Annotated in this window: 17 protein-coding genes; 5 read left to right on the top strand and 12 right to left on the bottom strand. The window is 70.1% G+C overall.

Going from position 1 to position 13,679, the window contains the following annotated elements; translation table 11 throughout:
* Window positions 1-2: 2 nt before the first annotated feature.
* Window positions 3-449 carry a CGNR zinc finger domain-containing protein gene (locus ACIA8E_RS28630; protein WP_399302227.1) on the bottom strand — a complete coding sequence of 149 codons (447 nt, stop codon included), beginning with the start codon at window positions 447-449 and terminating at the stop codon, window positions 3-5.
* Window positions 450-535: 86 nt separating this feature from the next.
* Between ACIA8E_RS28630 and ACIA8E_RS28625 the strand changes: the two genes are divergently transcribed.
* Window positions 536-784, top strand: a complete 249-nt coding sequence (locus ACIA8E_RS28625; RefSeq protein ID WP_399302184.1) for a pyridoxamine 5'-phosphate oxidase family protein — start codon at window positions 536-538, stop codon at window positions 782-784.
* Complete coding sequence (locus ACIA8E_RS28620; RefSeq protein WP_399302183.1) at window positions 777-971, top strand: pyridoxine 5'-phosphate oxidase C-terminal domain-containing protein; 195 nt, start codon at window positions 777-779, stop codon at window positions 969-971. The genes ACIA8E_RS28625 and ACIA8E_RS28620 overlap by 8 nt, the downstream gene beginning before the upstream one ends.
* 24 nt (window positions 972-995) lie before the next feature.
* Here ACIA8E_RS28620 and ACIA8E_RS28615 read toward each other — a convergent pair whose 3' ends face one another.
* The 5 genes from ACIA8E_RS28615 to ACIA8E_RS28595 form a co-directional block, all read right to left on the bottom strand.
* Entirely contained in the window at window positions 996-1,238 is a 243-nt protein-coding gene (locus tag ACIA8E_RS28615) for a DUF397 domain-containing protein (protein WP_399302182.1), read from the bottom strand.
* Window positions 1,239-1,343: 105 nt separating this feature from the next.
* Window positions 1,344-2,510 carry a thiolase domain-containing protein gene (locus tag ACIA8E_RS28610; RefSeq protein WP_399302181.1) on the bottom strand — a complete coding sequence of 389 codons (1,167 nt, stop codon included), beginning with the start codon at window positions 2,508-2,510 and terminating at the stop codon, window positions 1,344-1,346.
* On the bottom strand, window positions 2,503-3,555 hold the full coding sequence (locus ACIA8E_RS28605; RefSeq protein ID WP_399302180.1) for a thiolase domain-containing protein: 1,053 nt from the start codon (window positions 3,553-3,555) through the stop codon (window positions 2,503-2,505). Before ACIA8E_RS28605 ends, ACIA8E_RS28610 begins: the two co-directional genes overlap by 8 nt.
* Window positions 3,556-4,500, bottom strand: coding sequence for a Zn-ribbon domain-containing OB-fold protein (locus ACIA8E_RS28600; protein ID WP_399302179.1), 945 nt, complete (start codon window positions 4,498-4,500; stop codon window positions 3,556-3,558).
* 15 nt (window positions 4,501-4,515) lie between these two features.
* A complete protein-coding gene (locus ACIA8E_RS28595) occupies window positions 4,516-5,316 on the bottom strand; it encodes a crotonase/enoyl-CoA hydratase family protein (protein WP_399302178.1) in 801 nt (266 codons plus the stop codon).
* Window positions 5,317-5,483: 167 nt separating this feature from the next.
* Here ACIA8E_RS28595 and ACIA8E_RS28590 point away from each other — a divergent pair, with 167 nt between their 5' ends.
* From ACIA8E_RS28590 to ACIA8E_RS28580, 3 genes are all read left to right on the top strand, one after another.
* Window positions 5,484-7,112: an acyl-CoA synthetase gene (locus tag ACIA8E_RS28590; protein ID WP_399302177.1), complete on the top strand. Its 1,629-nt coding sequence runs from the start codon at window positions 5,484-5,486 to the stop codon at window positions 7,110-7,112.
* 194 nt (window positions 7,113-7,306) lie between these two features.
* Window positions 7,307-8,398, top strand: coding sequence for a nitrous oxide reductase family maturation protein NosD (locus ACIA8E_RS28585; RefSeq protein ID WP_399302176.1), 1,092 nt, complete (start codon window positions 7,307-7,309; stop codon window positions 8,396-8,398).
* Window positions 8,399-8,433: 35 nt separating this feature from the next.
* Window positions 8,434-9,486 carry a methyltransferase gene (locus tag ACIA8E_RS28580; RefSeq protein ID WP_399302175.1) on the top strand — a complete coding sequence of 351 codons (1,053 nt, stop codon included), beginning with the start codon at window positions 8,434-8,436 and terminating at the stop codon, window positions 9,484-9,486.
* Window positions 9,487-9,579: 93 nt separating this feature from the next.
* On the opposite strand, the gene ACIA8E_RS28575 is transcribed toward ACIA8E_RS28580, so the two are convergent.
* Genes ACIA8E_RS28575 through ACIA8E_RS28550 form a run of 6 tightly spaced genes read right to left on the bottom strand, consistent with a single transcriptional unit; the run spans window position 9,580 to window position 13,667 of the window.
* The gene (locus ACIA8E_RS28575) at window positions 9,580-9,912 is read right to left on the bottom strand and encodes a TcmI family type II polyketide cyclase (RefSeq protein ID WP_399302174.1); all 333 of its coding nucleotides are present in this window, start codon (window positions 9,910-9,912) and stop codon (window positions 9,580-9,582) included.
* A 53-nt stretch (window positions 9,913-9,965) separates the two neighbouring features.
* The gene (locus tag ACIA8E_RS28570; RefSeq protein ID WP_399302173.1) at window positions 9,966-10,445 is read right to left on the bottom strand and encodes an SRPBCC family protein; all 480 of its coding nucleotides are present in this window, start codon (window positions 10,443-10,445) and stop codon (window positions 9,966-9,968) included.
* A 1-nt stretch (window position 10,446) separates the two neighbouring features.
* A complete protein-coding gene (locus ACIA8E_RS28565) occupies window positions 10,447-10,704 on the bottom strand; it encodes an acyl carrier protein (RefSeq protein WP_030975370.1) in 258 nt (85 codons plus the stop codon).
* Window positions 10,705-10,720: 16 nt separating this feature from the next.
* Window positions 10,721-11,971 (bottom strand): ketosynthase chain-length factor, encoded by a 1,251-nt coding sequence (locus ACIA8E_RS28560; RefSeq protein ID WP_399302172.1) that lies wholly within the window; start codon window positions 11,969-11,971, stop codon window positions 10,721-10,723.
* Window positions 11,968-13,236: a beta-ketoacyl-[acyl-carrier-protein] synthase family protein gene (locus tag ACIA8E_RS28555; protein ID WP_399302171.1), complete on the bottom strand. Its 1,269-nt coding sequence runs from the start codon at window positions 13,234-13,236 to the stop codon at window positions 11,968-11,970. The genes ACIA8E_RS28560 and ACIA8E_RS28555 overlap by 4 nt, the downstream gene beginning before the upstream one ends.
* Window positions 13,233-13,667 carry a cupin domain-containing protein gene (locus tag ACIA8E_RS28550; protein ID WP_030928998.1) on the bottom strand — a complete coding sequence of 145 codons (435 nt, stop codon included), beginning with the start codon at window positions 13,665-13,667 and terminating at the stop codon, window positions 13,233-13,235. Before ACIA8E_RS28550 ends, ACIA8E_RS28555 begins: the two co-directional genes overlap by 4 nt.
* Window positions 13,668-13,679: the final 12 nt, after the last annotated feature.

Here is a 13,679-nt window from a genome sequence, read left to right as displayed (position 1 = left end):
GGCTACGGGTGCGACGAGCGGTGCCGCTCATGGTGGCGGGCCACCCGGGCTCGGTTGCCGCAGGAGGGCTTGCACGACTCCTGGCGGGAGTACGCCTTGATGAAGTAGCGCACGCACCGTGGGGCGTGACAGGCACGCAGCGCGGCGCGGTCCGGTCCGGCGAGGAAGCCGATCACGGCGCGGGCCAGGGCGGCGGGCAGGGCGTCCCTGCGCTGCACCGGTCGGGTGGTGGGAGACGAGGGGGGCGCCCTCGTCCGGCCAGTCAGGACGAGGGACGGTCGGGACAGCTGCGGCCGCGGCATTGAGCCGGTCGAGTGCCTCGGCACGGGCATCAGGTTCCGGGCGTCGGCGGGACTCCGTTCGTCGGGGCGTACGGCGTGCGCGAAGAGAGTCCGGACGGCGGCACGCAGGGACCGTACGGCAGCGAGGCCCCCTCGTCGGCCTCCCAGGTATCGACCGCCCGGACATCGGCCGCCGCGGAGTCGGCCCGGGTGCCGACGGGAATCCGACCGCCCGCACGCTGATCCTCAAGAACGTGTCCGCGCAGGGCTGGCAGTTCGCCTCGGACGCGGGCAGCGTCAAAGGCCGTAACCTGGCGGACCGCCGGTTCGCAGCCCTCACCTGCTACTGGCCGCAGCCGGCCCGCCAGGTGCGGGTGCGCGGGCCCGTCGTCGCCGACAGCGCCGAGCGGAGCCGCGGACTTCCTGGCCCGTGGACCGGGGGCCGGGGCAGAGGCGCTGCTCGGTCGGCAGAGCAGCCCGCTGACGGATCTCGCGGTGCGTGACGCGGCAGTACGTCGGTCGCTCGCCCGGGTGGAGCGGGAGCCGGATCTCGCACCGCCGGGATGGACGCTGCACTCGGTGCGGCCGCAGACCGTGGAGTTCTGGCAGGGCGACAAACAGCGCAACCACGCCCGGTCCAACTACCGTGCCACGGACGCCGGTTGGGAGGGCGAACTGCTGTGGCCCTGAGTCCGCTCCGCGCGTGCCGCGCCGTCAGGTGAGGTCGAACTCGCCGCCGCGGGCGTTCACCACGAAGGCCCGCCATTCGGCCGGGGTGAAAATCAGCGAAGGGCTGCCGGGCTTACCGGCGTTGCGCATCGCGATGAATCCCTCGACGAAGGCGATCTGGACATCCCCGGCCCCCTGTGTGCCCGACTGCCAGTCGGCCTTGCTGAGGTCGAGGTCCGGCTTGTCCCAGCCGGCAAAGGGCTGCTGGGTGGTGGTGCTCTCCGCCACGTCGGCTCCTCCCGCTAGTCGTCCCGGCCAAAGCCTAGCCACCGCGAGCGGTCCCGGACAGGCCGCGGCCAAGGCTTGCTCGGCCGGCCCGGGACGGCGCTCGGCTCAGGTGCGGGGAGGTTCGGCTCCGACCAGCCACATGGAGAAGAACTGCGCCCCGCCGCCGTACGCGTGGCCGAGCGCCTTACGGGCGCCCGGCACCTGGTGTTCGCCTGCCTGTCCGCGTACCTGCAGGGCCGCTTCGGCGAAGCGGATCATGCCGGACGCGCCGATGGGGTTGGTGGAGAGCACACCGCCCGAGGGATTCACCGGCAGGTCGCCGTCGAGTTCGGTGACCCCGGACTCGGTGAGCTTCCAGCCCTCCCCCTCGGCTGCGAAGCCGAGATTCTCCAGCCACATCGGCTCGTACCAGGAGAACGGGACGTACATCTCGACGGCGTCGATCTCCCGTCGCGGGTCGGTGATCCCGGCCTGCCGGTACACGTCTGCCGCGCAGTCCTTGCCCGCCTGCGGTGAGACGAAGTCCTTGCCGGCGAACAGGGTGGGTTCACTGCGCATCGCGCCGCCGTGCACCCAGGCGGGCGGATGCGGCGAACGGTCGGCGCCTGTCCGGTCGGTGAGGATCATCGCGCACGCGCCGTCCGATGACGGGCAGGTCTCGGAGTAGCGGATCGGGTCCCAGAGCATCGGTGCGGCCTGCACCTTCTCCAGGGTGATGTCCGGGTCGTGGATGTGTGCGTACGGGTTCTTGAGCGCGTTGCGCCGGTCCTTGTAGGCGACGAGGGAGCCGACCGTGTCGGGCGCCCCGGTGCGGCGCATGTACGCACGCACGTGCGGGGCGAAGAAGCCGCCCGCGCCCGCGAGCAGCGGCTGCTGGAACGGGATGGGCAGCGACAGTCCCCACATGGCGTTGGACTCGGACTGCTTCTCGAAGGCCAGGGTGAGCACGGTGCGGTGCACCCGCGCGGCGACGAGATTGGCGGCGACGAGCGCGGTGGAACCACCGACCGAGCCCGCTGTGTGCACGCGGAGCATCGGTTTGCCGACCGCGCCGAGGGCGTCGGCGAGATAGAGCTCCGGCATCATGAGGCCCTCGAAGAAGTCGGGTGCCTTGCCGATGACGACGGCGTCGATGTCCGCCCAGGTCAGTGCGGCGTCCTGCAGCGCACTGACGGCGGCTTCACGGACGAGCCCGGCGAGGGAGACGTCCCGGCGGGCGGAGACATGCTTGGTCTGGCCGATGCCGACGACGGCCACAGGCTCCTTAGACATGAGTGGTCTCCCCTTCGAGGACGGCGACCAGATTCTGCTGCAGACAGGGTCCTGATGTGGCGTGGGCCAGCGCCCGGTCGGACTCGCCGCGGTGGATACGGGCCGCGGCCTCGCCGAGCCGGATCAGCCCGGCGGCCATGACGGGGTTGGCGGCGAGCGCACCGCCGGACGGGTTGACGTGGACACTGTCGTCGAGCCCGAGCGCCCTGCGGAGCACGACCTCCTGGGAGGTGAACGGGGCATGCAACTCCGCGGTGTCGACGGGCCGTTCGAAGGCCCCGGCCCGTTCGGCGGCGAGCCGGGCCGACGGCGATTCGGTCAGCTCCCGCACTCCGAGGCTGTGGGCCTCGATGCGGTGGTCGATGCCGCGGATCCAGGCCGGGCGGGGGCACAGAGCGCGCGCGGTGTCACCGGCGGCGAGGATCACGGCTGCGGCGCCGTCGCTGACCGGCGGGCAGTCACCGGTGCGCAACGGCCCGACGACGTAGTCGCCGGCCGGGACGGAGCCCGCGAGCTGTGCGTGCGGGTTGTCCGCGGCGGCGGTGCGGTTGCGGGCGGCGATCGAGGCGAGGGCGGCCTCGTCGGTTTCGCCCGCGTCGATCAGCGCCTGGGCCTGGAGTGCTGCGAGCGCGACGGAGTCGGGCCAGAGCGGGCCGACGTAGTACGGATCGAGCTGGCGGGTGAGGACGTCGCGCACCTCACCGGGCGAGGACTTCCCGTAGGCGTAGACGAGGGCGGTGTCGGCTTCGCCGGTCAGGAGTTTCACCCATGCCTCGTACAGCGCCCAGGCGCCGTCCATCTCCACATGGGACTCGGAGATCGGTGGCTGCGCGCCGACGCCGTCGAGGGCCATGGTGAAGGAGAAGGCGCGGCCGGCGAGATAGTCGCTGGATCCCGAACAGGTGAAGCCGATGTCGCGCGCCCTGAGGCCGGTCGCGTCGAGGACCTGATGCAGGACCGGCATCAGCATTTCGACCTCGGAGAGTTCGTCGGTGCGCCGCCGATGGTCCGTCTGTGCGAAGGCGACGATCGCTACGTCTCGCATCTACAGCAGCTCCTTGTACGCGTCGTAGTCGGCGTCCGGCTCTCCGGTGGGCCGGTAGTGGTCGGGGTGGCGGGCGCCCTCGGTCCAGACGGGCTCGACCCGCAACCCCATCCGTACCTGGTCGTACGGGATGCCGCCGATCCGCCCGTGCAGGGCGAGGTCGGCGCCGTCGAGGGCGATGTGGGCGTAGACATACGGGACCTCGATGTCGAGGTTCTTCGCCTTGATGTTGACGATGCAGTACGTGGTGACGGTGCCGCGCGGGCCGACCTCGACCTGTTCCGCGGTGGGTACGCCGCAGGTGGGGCAGGCGCCGCGGGGCGGGACGTACACCTTGCGACAGGACGGGCAGCGCTCGCCGACGGTGCGCTGCTCGGAGAGGGCGTTGAGGTACGCGCTCTGGGCGCGGCCGGGGGTGTACGTGTAGTCGAGACGGGCCGGGGTCACGATGCCGGTGACGGGGTCGGCGAACTCGCCGCTGTGCAGGGCGCTTTCGGCCGTCACCTCACTCTCGTACGGTTCGAAGCAGGCGATGTCCGTGATGGCACCGGTGCGCTGCGGGGCCCAGCGGATCCGGACCCGCATGCCGGTGGTCACGGCTTCGGGTCCCGGTGCGTCGAGGACATGGAGCAGGGCGGTGTCGGCCCCGTCCAGCCTGACCAGCACCCAGGCGAACGGGGTGGCCAGGGGCTGGTCGCGGCGCGGGGCCGGGTTCCAGGCCCAGGTGGTGACGGTGCCAGTGGTGGCGACCTCGGTCAGTTCGCGCAGCTCCTCGGCGGTGACGGGGTCGTACTCGACGGGCGGGACCAGGACCCTTCCGTCGCCGGTCCGCACGCCGAGCACGGTCCGTTCGCGCAGCCCGGTCAGGAAGGCGCTCTGGACCGGGCCGAGGGAGCGGGTGAAGGGGAACTCGACCACCAGTGGTGCGCTGAGGACGTCGGGCACGGTTGTCTCCTTGACTCAGGCGCGCCGGAAGACGGGCGGGCGCTTCTCGGCGAAGGCGCGGGCGCCTTCCTTGGCGTCGGCGGTCGCGAATACCGGCCAGCCGCGCTTCAGCTCGGCGGCGAGCCCATCGGTCTCGGTCATCTCGGCGGTCTCGTACACGGAGGCCTTGACTGCCTCGACGGCGAGCGGGCCGCAGGCATTGATCCGCTCGGCGACGTCGAGGGCCTGTTCCAGTGCGGTGCCGTCGGGGACGACTCTGCCGATCAGCCCGATGCGGGCTGCTTCGTCGGCGCTGTACGGGCGTCCGGTGAGGAGCATCTCGAGGGCGTGGGTGCGGGCGATCTGGCGCGGCAGCCGTACCGTCGAGCCGCCGATGGGGAACAGTCCCCGCTTGACCTCGAAGAGCCCGAAGGTGGCGCTCGCACCGGCGATACGGATATCGGTGCCCTGCAGGATCTCGGTTCCGCCCGCCACGCAGAACCCCTCGACGGCGGCGATGACCGGCTTGCGGGGGCGGTGGTGGCGCAGCATCGCCTTCCAGTGCAGGTCGGGGTCGGCCGTCATCCGGTCCCGGTACTGCTCGCCCTCCATGCCCTTGCCCGCGAGGGCCTTGAGGTCCATGCCGGCGCAGAAGGAGCCTCCTGCGCCGGTGAGGACGACGGAGCGTATTCCGTCGTCCTCATCCGCGGCCAGCCAGCCGTCGTACAGCCCGACCAGCATCGGCAGCGAGAGCGCGTTCTTCGCCTCCGGCCTGTTCAAGGTGAGCACCAGTGTGGCGCCTTCGCGCTGCACGGTGAGGTGTTCCGTACCACCCATTGCCTGCCTCCCGTCTCCAGATCTAGAACAGGTTGCAGTAGGTGGGGGCCCAGTTCAATAGTTTTCTGACAGGCAGTCAGATTTCTTCGGCGGCGCCTCTTCCCAGTTGTGCCGGTCGGCGCTCTAATGACCGCCGGACCACTCAGCATCCGGGGTCAGGAGGAACGGTGGAGTACAACCTTGCCGACCTGTTCGAGTCGGTCGTCGACGCGGTCCCGGATCGCGAGGCGCTCGTGTATCTCGACCATCCCGGTACGGGTGCCGAGCGGCGGCTCACCTATGCGGAGCTGGACGGCGCCGCCAACCGGATCGCCCATCATCTGATCGACGCGGGTCTGACCCCCGGCGAGCACCTCGGGCTCCATCTCTACAACGGCATCGAGTACCTCCAGACCGTACTGGCCTGCCTCAAGGCGCGCATCGTTCCGGTCAACGTCAACTACCGGTATGTGGAAGACGAGTTGGTCTACCTCTACCGGGACGCGGATCTGGCGGCCCTGGTCTTCGACGCCGAGTTCGACGAGCGGGTCGCGGCCGCCGCACCGAGAGCACGCAAGCTCCGTCATCTCGTACGGGTCGGTGCGCCGGCGGCGGGCGCCCCGGGTCCGGATGCCGTGGCGTTCGCCGACGCCGAGGCGGCCGGGGATCCCGGGCGCGGTTTCGCGCCCCGATCGGCCGACGACCAGTTCATCATCTACACCGGTGGCACCACGGGCTTGCCCAAGGGCGTGATGTGGCGCCAGGAGGACCTCTTCTTCTCCGGTCTCGGCGGCGGCGCGCCGACCGGTGACCCGGTGAAAACCCCACAGGAGCTGGCCGAGCGGGTCGCCGCGGGAGGCGACGGCATCACCTTCTTCCCCACTCCCCCACTGATGCACGGAACTTCGACACTGACCGCGTTCATCGGGTTCAACTTCGGTCAGCGGGTCGTCGTCCACCGCAAGTTCGTGCCCGCGGAGGTGCTCCGTACGGTTGAGAAGGAGAAGGTCACCAGTGTGTCCCTGGTCGGTGACGCGATGCTGCGACCACTGATCGACGCGCTGAGGGGGCCGCTGAAGGGCACCGACTGCTCGTCACTGTTCTCCGTCTCCAGTTCGGGCGCGATCATGTCCGACTCGGTGCGCGCGGAGTTCCAGTCGCTGGTGCCCACAGTGATGCTGCTCAACAACTTCGGATCGTCGGAGTCCGGCTTCAACGGCACCGCAACGGCCGACTCGGGGCCGGAGAACGGGTTCCGCATCCAGGTCAACTCCCGTACGGCGGTCGTCGACCCGGCGACGTACGAACCGGTGGCGCCGGGCGAGCCGGGACGGATCGCCCAGCGGGGCCACGTACCGCTCGGCTACTACAACGACCCGCGCAAGACCGCGGAGACGTTCTTCCGCAGGGGCGGGGAGCGATGGGTACTGCTCGGCGACATGGCCACCGTCGACGCGGACGGCATCGTCACGGTCCTCGGCCGCGGCTCGCAGTGCATCAACACCGGGGGCGAGAAGGTGTACCCGGAGGAGGTCGAACAGGCGCTCAAGTCCCATCCGGACGTGTACGACGCGCTGGTCGCCGGGGTGCCCGACGAACGGTGGGGAAACCACGTCGCGGCGGTGGTGCAACTGCGGGAGGGAGCGGCCGAACCCTCGCTCGACGAGGTCCAGGCGCACTGCCGGACCCGTCTCGCCGGATACAAGATCCCCCGGCAGCTGGTGATCGCCCCGCGGATCCAGCGCTCACCCAGCGGCAAGGCCGACTACCGGTGGGCCCGCTCGATCGTCGCGCCCGGCCGCGGACCGCAGGCCTGAACGCCTTTCCTTGATCCCGGGCCCGTCCCGGGTGCGAGGACCGGCACCGAGCCGTGCAATCTCACCCGAGTGCGCCGCCGCGCGTCCACCACTTGCGCGCGGCGGCTGTTCCGACGTAAGCCATTCGGGCACGTGATGTGTCCAACCGCTCACCCTGCGTGGCATCGAGGGGTGTTCGCCCATAGTTTCGGCTCATGGAGAAACGTCACACCAAACTCTTGTGCCTCGCCGTGGCGGCCAGCGCCGTGGGCGCCGCTGTGCCGGCCTGCACCGCGGCTGCCTCCCGTTCCGTGGATTCCCCAGTCGTGCGCGTGGTGCGTCCGGGCCAGTCGATCCAGGCCGCGGTGGATGCCGCCCGGCCGGGTGACACCATCGACGTCCGGGCCGGTACGTATCACGAGAGTGTCCTGATCAAGAAGGCGAACCTGACCCTGCGGGGTGCCACGGCCGGGACCGTGCTCATGCCACGCGCGACCGGGACCGGGACCAAGGCAGTCAACGCCTGCGCGAAGGCCGGAAACGGCATCTGCGTCCAGGGCACGTCAAAACATCCCGTCGACGGTGTGCGCATCCGCTCGCTGACCGTCTCCGGATTCAAGAAGAACGGAGTCTGGGCCTCCTGGACCGACGGGCTGTCGGTCCGGCAGGTGACGTCCCGGTCCAACGGCATCTGGGGCATCGCCCAGGAGCGGTCCACCCGCTCCGACATCCGGGACAACACCGCCCGCTCCAACGGCGACGCCGGCATCTTCGTCGCGAACACCGTGGACGAGGAGGGTGGCGCAACCGACACCCGTGGCACCAAGGTCCAGGGCAACACGCTGACGGACAACCGGATCGGCCTCACCGCCCGCCGGGTCCGCAACCTCTCGATCCACAACAACACCCTCACCGGCAACTGCAGCGGCGTCTTCGTCGTGGGCGACGAGGGCAAGCCGCAGGCCGGGGCGATGTCCATCCACGACAACCGGGTCACCAAGAACAACAAGTACTGCGTCAAGACCGAGCGACTGCCCGCGATCCAGGGTTCCGGGATCATCCTCACCGGCACCGTGGACACCGATGTGCGCTCGAACACCGTCGAGAACAACGTGGGCGCCACACCGCTCTCCGGCGGGATCGTGCTGTTCAAGAGCTTCGTGGGCGCTCACAACACCGGCAACACCATCAGCGACAACCGGGCGATGGGCAACCGGCCCGCGGACCTGACCAACCAGGAAACCGCACAGCGCAACAGCTTCGCCCGCAACGTATGCGCGACGTCCGCACCGACCGGAATGTGCTGACCCATGTCCCCCCGCACGAGGAGAAGCGAGACGGTATGACCACCGTGAGCACCACCCCCATCACCACCACCCCCCTCACCCCGCATCCGGGGATGCGACTGCGTGAGATCGTCTTCGGCGCGGCCTGCGCCGCCGCCGTGCGTGCGGCGGCCCGGCTGGGCGTCGCCGACGCGCTCGGAGAGAGTCCCGCCGGCGCGGAGGAGCTGGCGGCGGAGCTGCGCGCCGAGCCGATGCCGCTGAAGCGTCTGCTGCGCGCCCTGTCCTGCTACGGGATCTTCGCCGAGACCGAGGACGGCAAATTCGTCCACACCGACATGTCCCGGCTGTTGCGCGAGGACGATCCGAACAGCCTGCGGTACATCTCCCTGTGGTGCACCGAGCCCTGGACCTGGGAAGTCTGGCCCCGCCTGGACGACGCGGTGCGCACCGGCAGGAGCGTCTTCCCCGAGGTGTTCGGAAAGGGGTTCTTCGACTACCTGCACCAGGACGCACACGAGTCGGCCCAGGTTTTCAACCGGGCCATGACCACCTCCAGCATGCAGTCCGCGCTGGAAGTCGCCGAACTCCTCGACCTCGCCGAGGTGTCCGAGGTCGCCGATATCGGCGGCGGTCAGGGACACGTGCTCGCCAGCCTGCTGGAGAAGCACCCGTCCGTCCGCGGCACGCTGATGGATCTGCCGGGCGTGGTGGCGCGGGCCGACGCCCGGCTTCGGGACGGCGGTCCGCTCGCCGGACGGACCCGCATCGTCGCCGGGGACTGCCGCGAGGAGATCCCCGTCCAGGCCGACCTTTACATCATCAAGAACATCCTGGAATGGGACGACGAGAGCACCCGCAGGACGCTGCGGAACGTGATGACGGCCGCCCGCCCGGGTGCCCGGGTCGTGATCATCGAGAACCTGGTCGACGACACGCCGTCGATGCGGTTCACCACGGCCATGGACCTGCTGCTGCTCCTCAATGTCGGCGGAGCGAAGCACACCAGGGAAAGTCTGATGAGCCGAATGGCGGAGGCCGGCCTGATCGTCGGCGACATCAGTCCGGTCAATGCGTATCTGCACGCATTCGAATGCGTCGTCCCCGCCTGACCCGTTCGCTCCTCGGACCGTGGAAGCTACGGGCCGTGGAATCGCCCCGGGTCCGGCTCTCGAGCCGGACCCGGGGCAATCGCGCATTCCCGCTCAGGCGGTGGAGTCCCGCTCCCACCGGTAGAACTCGTGCGCCATCGCGTCCTTCGGACCACGCCAGGTCTTCGGGTCGTACGGGCTGATGAAGGCGGTCAACTTGTCGCTGAGATCCTTGAACTCCGGGTGCTGGTGCACCTTGGCGATCTCCGGGCCGGGGGGGCGGTCGGACTCGATCAGATGCAGGTACACGTCACCGAACTGGAACAGCTTGCGCCGGGCTACACCGACGAGGTGCGGCAGTTCACTGCCGTCCGAGGCGGCGAACAGGTCGGCGATGTCCGGCGCCGAATCCGGCGCCATACGGGCGACGATCAGAGCATGGTGCATCGAGAGGATGCCTTTCTGGTACCCGCCGGGCGGCGGGGCGGACGGGCGGAACGTCAGCGGGCGCTGACCGGGGCGGTGCGCCGCTCACGGTCGCGCTGCTCGATCTTGTCCCGGATGAGTTCCATCTGGACGCGGGAGTTGCGGTTGATGTTGTCGGTCATCCACGCGTCGTCGACAGGTGCGTCGGGCCGCATCGCGAAGTCCTGCTCCCAGTGCAGCTTCGTGCCGCCGGGGGCCTCCGAGTACACCCAGCGGATGTTCATGTGCTGGAAGGGACCGGGCTCGACGCGGCGGGCGATGACCGTACGCGCAGCGCGGTCGGTGGTGCGCTCGGAGACCCAGCTCCAGACCTTGTCGTTCTCGTCGGGGTGCATGGTCAGCCGGAACTTCGTGCTCTCGCCGTCCCGCTCGAGGACCTCGACGGACGCGTACTCGCTGAACAGCCGCGGCCAGTTCTCGAGGTCGTTCGTCACGTCCCAGACGAGGTCCAGGGGGGCGGCGATGGTGATCTCGTTCTCGGTGTGTCCGGACACTTCAGGCTCCTGTCACGAGGTTGTTGTTGACCAGGTCGAGGAATTCACGAGGGGTCTTGCAGCGGTCCGCGTCGGCGGGGAGCGCCTGGCCGTGCCGGTTCTCCAGTACACCCACGATGCCGAGGAGGCCGAGCGAGTCCAGGCCGAACTCGTCGAAGCCGGACGCGGGCCGGCTCTCCATCTCGGTCGGGTCGACGGTGACTCCCGCGCCCTTCTTCATCAGCGCGGCCAGCTCCTGGTACGTCAGTGGATTGGTCATGAGGGGGTTCTCCTTCTCACGCGTGGGTGTCGGTGGGGTGCCGCAGCACAATCGCCGCGTTCGAACCCATGAGGCCGCGGCTCAGCACGAGCGCCGTCCGCAGCTCGGCGGGGCGCGCCCGGCCGGTGACCACGTCGAGGTCGTGGCACACGTCGACCACATTGGGGGTGGGCGGTATCAGACCGTCCTCCATGGCCAGCACTGCGGCAGCCACGTCCAGTACCGGCGCTCCGCAGTAGGCCCTGCCGATCCCGCTCTTGGGCGCCGTGACCGGTACGCGCCTGCCGTGCGCGCCGAGCGCGTCGGCGATGGCCAGCGCCTCGGCGCGGTCCGCCGCTGGTACTCCGAGCGCGTCCGCGAAGATCACGTCGATCTCCTCCGGCGCGCAGTCGGCCTCCCGGAGCGCACCGCTGATCGCCCGGGACAGGCCCTCCCTGGACTCCGCCCACCGGGACGCCCCGGTGAACGTCGCCGCATGGCCCGCCAGTTCGGCCCGGACCTTGGCCCCGCGGCGCAGCACCGCTCCCTCTTCCTCGACCACGAGCATGGCGCCGCCCTCGGCCGGCACGAAGCCGCAGGCGTCGGCGGTGAAGGGGAGGTACGCCCGTGCGGGGTCGTCGCAGACACTCAGGTCCTCGTACCCGAGCTGGCAGACGACCGAGTACGGGGCCAGGGGAGCCTCGGCCGCGCCGACCACGACCGCGTCGGCGCCGCGGCGGATGGTCCGGGCGGCGTGCGCCAGCGCGTCCAGGCCGCCCGCCTCGTCGCTGGCGACGACGGCACACGGTCCCTTGAAACCGCCCCGGATGGAGATCTGGCCGGTGCTGGCGGCGTAGAACCAGGCGATGGACTGGTAGGGGCCGACGTACTTGGACCCCTGACCCCACAGCCGTTGCAGTTCGCGCTGGCCGAACTCGCCGCCGCCCGACCCGGCGGCGGTCACCACCCCCACGCCGAACGGGGCCTTCTCGTAGTCGGCCCGGCCGAGCCGGGCGTCGTCGAGCGCGAGATCCGCCGCAGCCATCGCGAAGTGCGTGAACCGGTCGGTCTGTACAAGGTAACGTTCTTCCACCAGCGCCACCGGGTCGAAGCCCCGGACCTCACCGGCGACCCGCAGGGGCAGATGTTCGCAGCCTTCGCGGGTGACGCGGCCGAGGACGTTTATCCCTTCCAGCGTCATCTTCCAGAACGATTCCGTGGTCGTGCCGTTGGGGGCGACGACACCAATGCCCGTGACGACGGTGCGCCGGGCCTCTCGGACGTTCATCGTGTCCTCCCGCCTGTTCTGGTGAGGGCCACCGCGGACTGGAAACCCCCGAAGCCGCTGCCGACCGACAGCACGCTGCGCAGCTTCATGGGACGTGCGGTACGCGGCACGTAGTCGAGGTCGCATTCGGGGTCGGGCGTCTCGTAGTTCGCCGTCGGCGGCACTGTCTGGTTGACCAGCGCAAGGACGCAGGCGGCGATCTCGATGGCACCGATGGCACCGAGTGAGTGACCGACCATGGACTTGATGGAGCTCATGGGCACGTCGTAGGCGTGTGCGCCCAGGGCCCGTTTCACCGCGGCCGTCTCGTGCCGGTCGTTCTGCTTGGTGCCGGAGCCGTGCGCGTTGACGTAGTCGATCTCCGAACCGTCGATACGGGCGTGACCGAGGGCCTGGTTGATGGCCTCGGCCATCTCCAGTCCCTCGGGGGTCAGCCCGGTCATGTGGTAGGCGTTGCCGAAGGTGGAGTAGCCGGCGATCTCGCAGTACACGGTCGCGCCGCGGGCGCGGGCGTGTTCCAGCTCCTCCAGGACGAGCACGGCTCCGCCCTCGCCCATGACGAAGCCGTCCCGGCGGGCGTCGAACGGCCGGGAGGCGTGCTCCGGGTCGCTGTTGTTCGCCGAGGTCGCCTTGATCGCGTCGAAACAGGCCACCGTGATGGGGGTGATCGGCGAGTCGGACGCGCCGGCGATGCACACGTCCACGCGGCCCTCCTCGATGGACTGGAAGGCGTACCCGATCGCGTCGAGACCGGAGGTGCAGCCCGTCGAAACGGTCTGCACCGGGCCGTGCGCGCCGACCTCCTCGGCCACCGCCGAGGCGAGGGAGCTGGGCGAGAAGGCCCGCTCCAGGTGCCGCCCCGCCGGGCGGTGGTCGACGTCCCAGCGGGCGCCGCTGCCGCTGACGGCGACGTAGTCGTGCTCCAGTCGGGTGGTGCCACCGACTGCCGTACCGAGCGAGACGCCGATCCGCCAGGGATCCACCTTCTCCAGGTCGAGACCCGCGTCGCCGAGCGCTTCCCGGGCGGCGACCAGCGCGAACTGGACGTACCGGTCCGCGCGTGCGATCTCCTCCTCGCCGAGACCGTGCTCCGCCGGGTCGAAGTCGCACTCGGCGGCGATCCGGGAGCGGAACCCGGCCGGATCGAAGAGGGTGATGCCCCGTGTCGCGGTGCGCCCGTTCGCGAGGAGGTCCCAGAAGGCCGGCGCGCCGATTCCGCCCGGGGCGACGACGCCGACCCCGGTGACCGCCACGCGCCGCGTCATGAAGCGGCCTCGGCTCGTTCTGGCGGCGCGGCCCGGTCCGCTGTCTCGGTGTGCTCGGTGTCGACGTGGCCGAGCTCCGGACGCGGGGCGAGCGGGCCGAGATGGAAGACCATGCGCGCTTCCACATCGCCCACGTTGCGGAAGCGGTGGCGTACGTGCGGAGGGATCAGCAGACCCTGGTCGGGCCGCAGGGCATGCGGTTCACCGTCCAGGTCCACCTCCAGAAGACCGTTCACGACGTACACGAATTCCTCGGAGTACGGGTGGTAGTGCTCTCCGATGCGGTCGCCGGGCTGCACGATGGCCAGCCCCATGAAGCCGCTGGTGGCGCCCACCGCTGTCGGCGTGAGCATGGCGCGCAGATCGCCTCCGCGCCTGCGGTTGGGCTGGGTCTCACTGAGGTCCACGATGCGTGGCCGGTGCGTGGTCATGACTGCCTTCCT

The organism is Streptomyces sp. NPDC051664, assembly GCF_044453545.1.
Lineage (GTDB): Bacteria > Actinomycetota > Actinomycetes > Streptomycetales > Streptomycetaceae > Streptomyces.
This window is presented reverse-complemented; position numbering and strand designations above follow the sequence as displayed.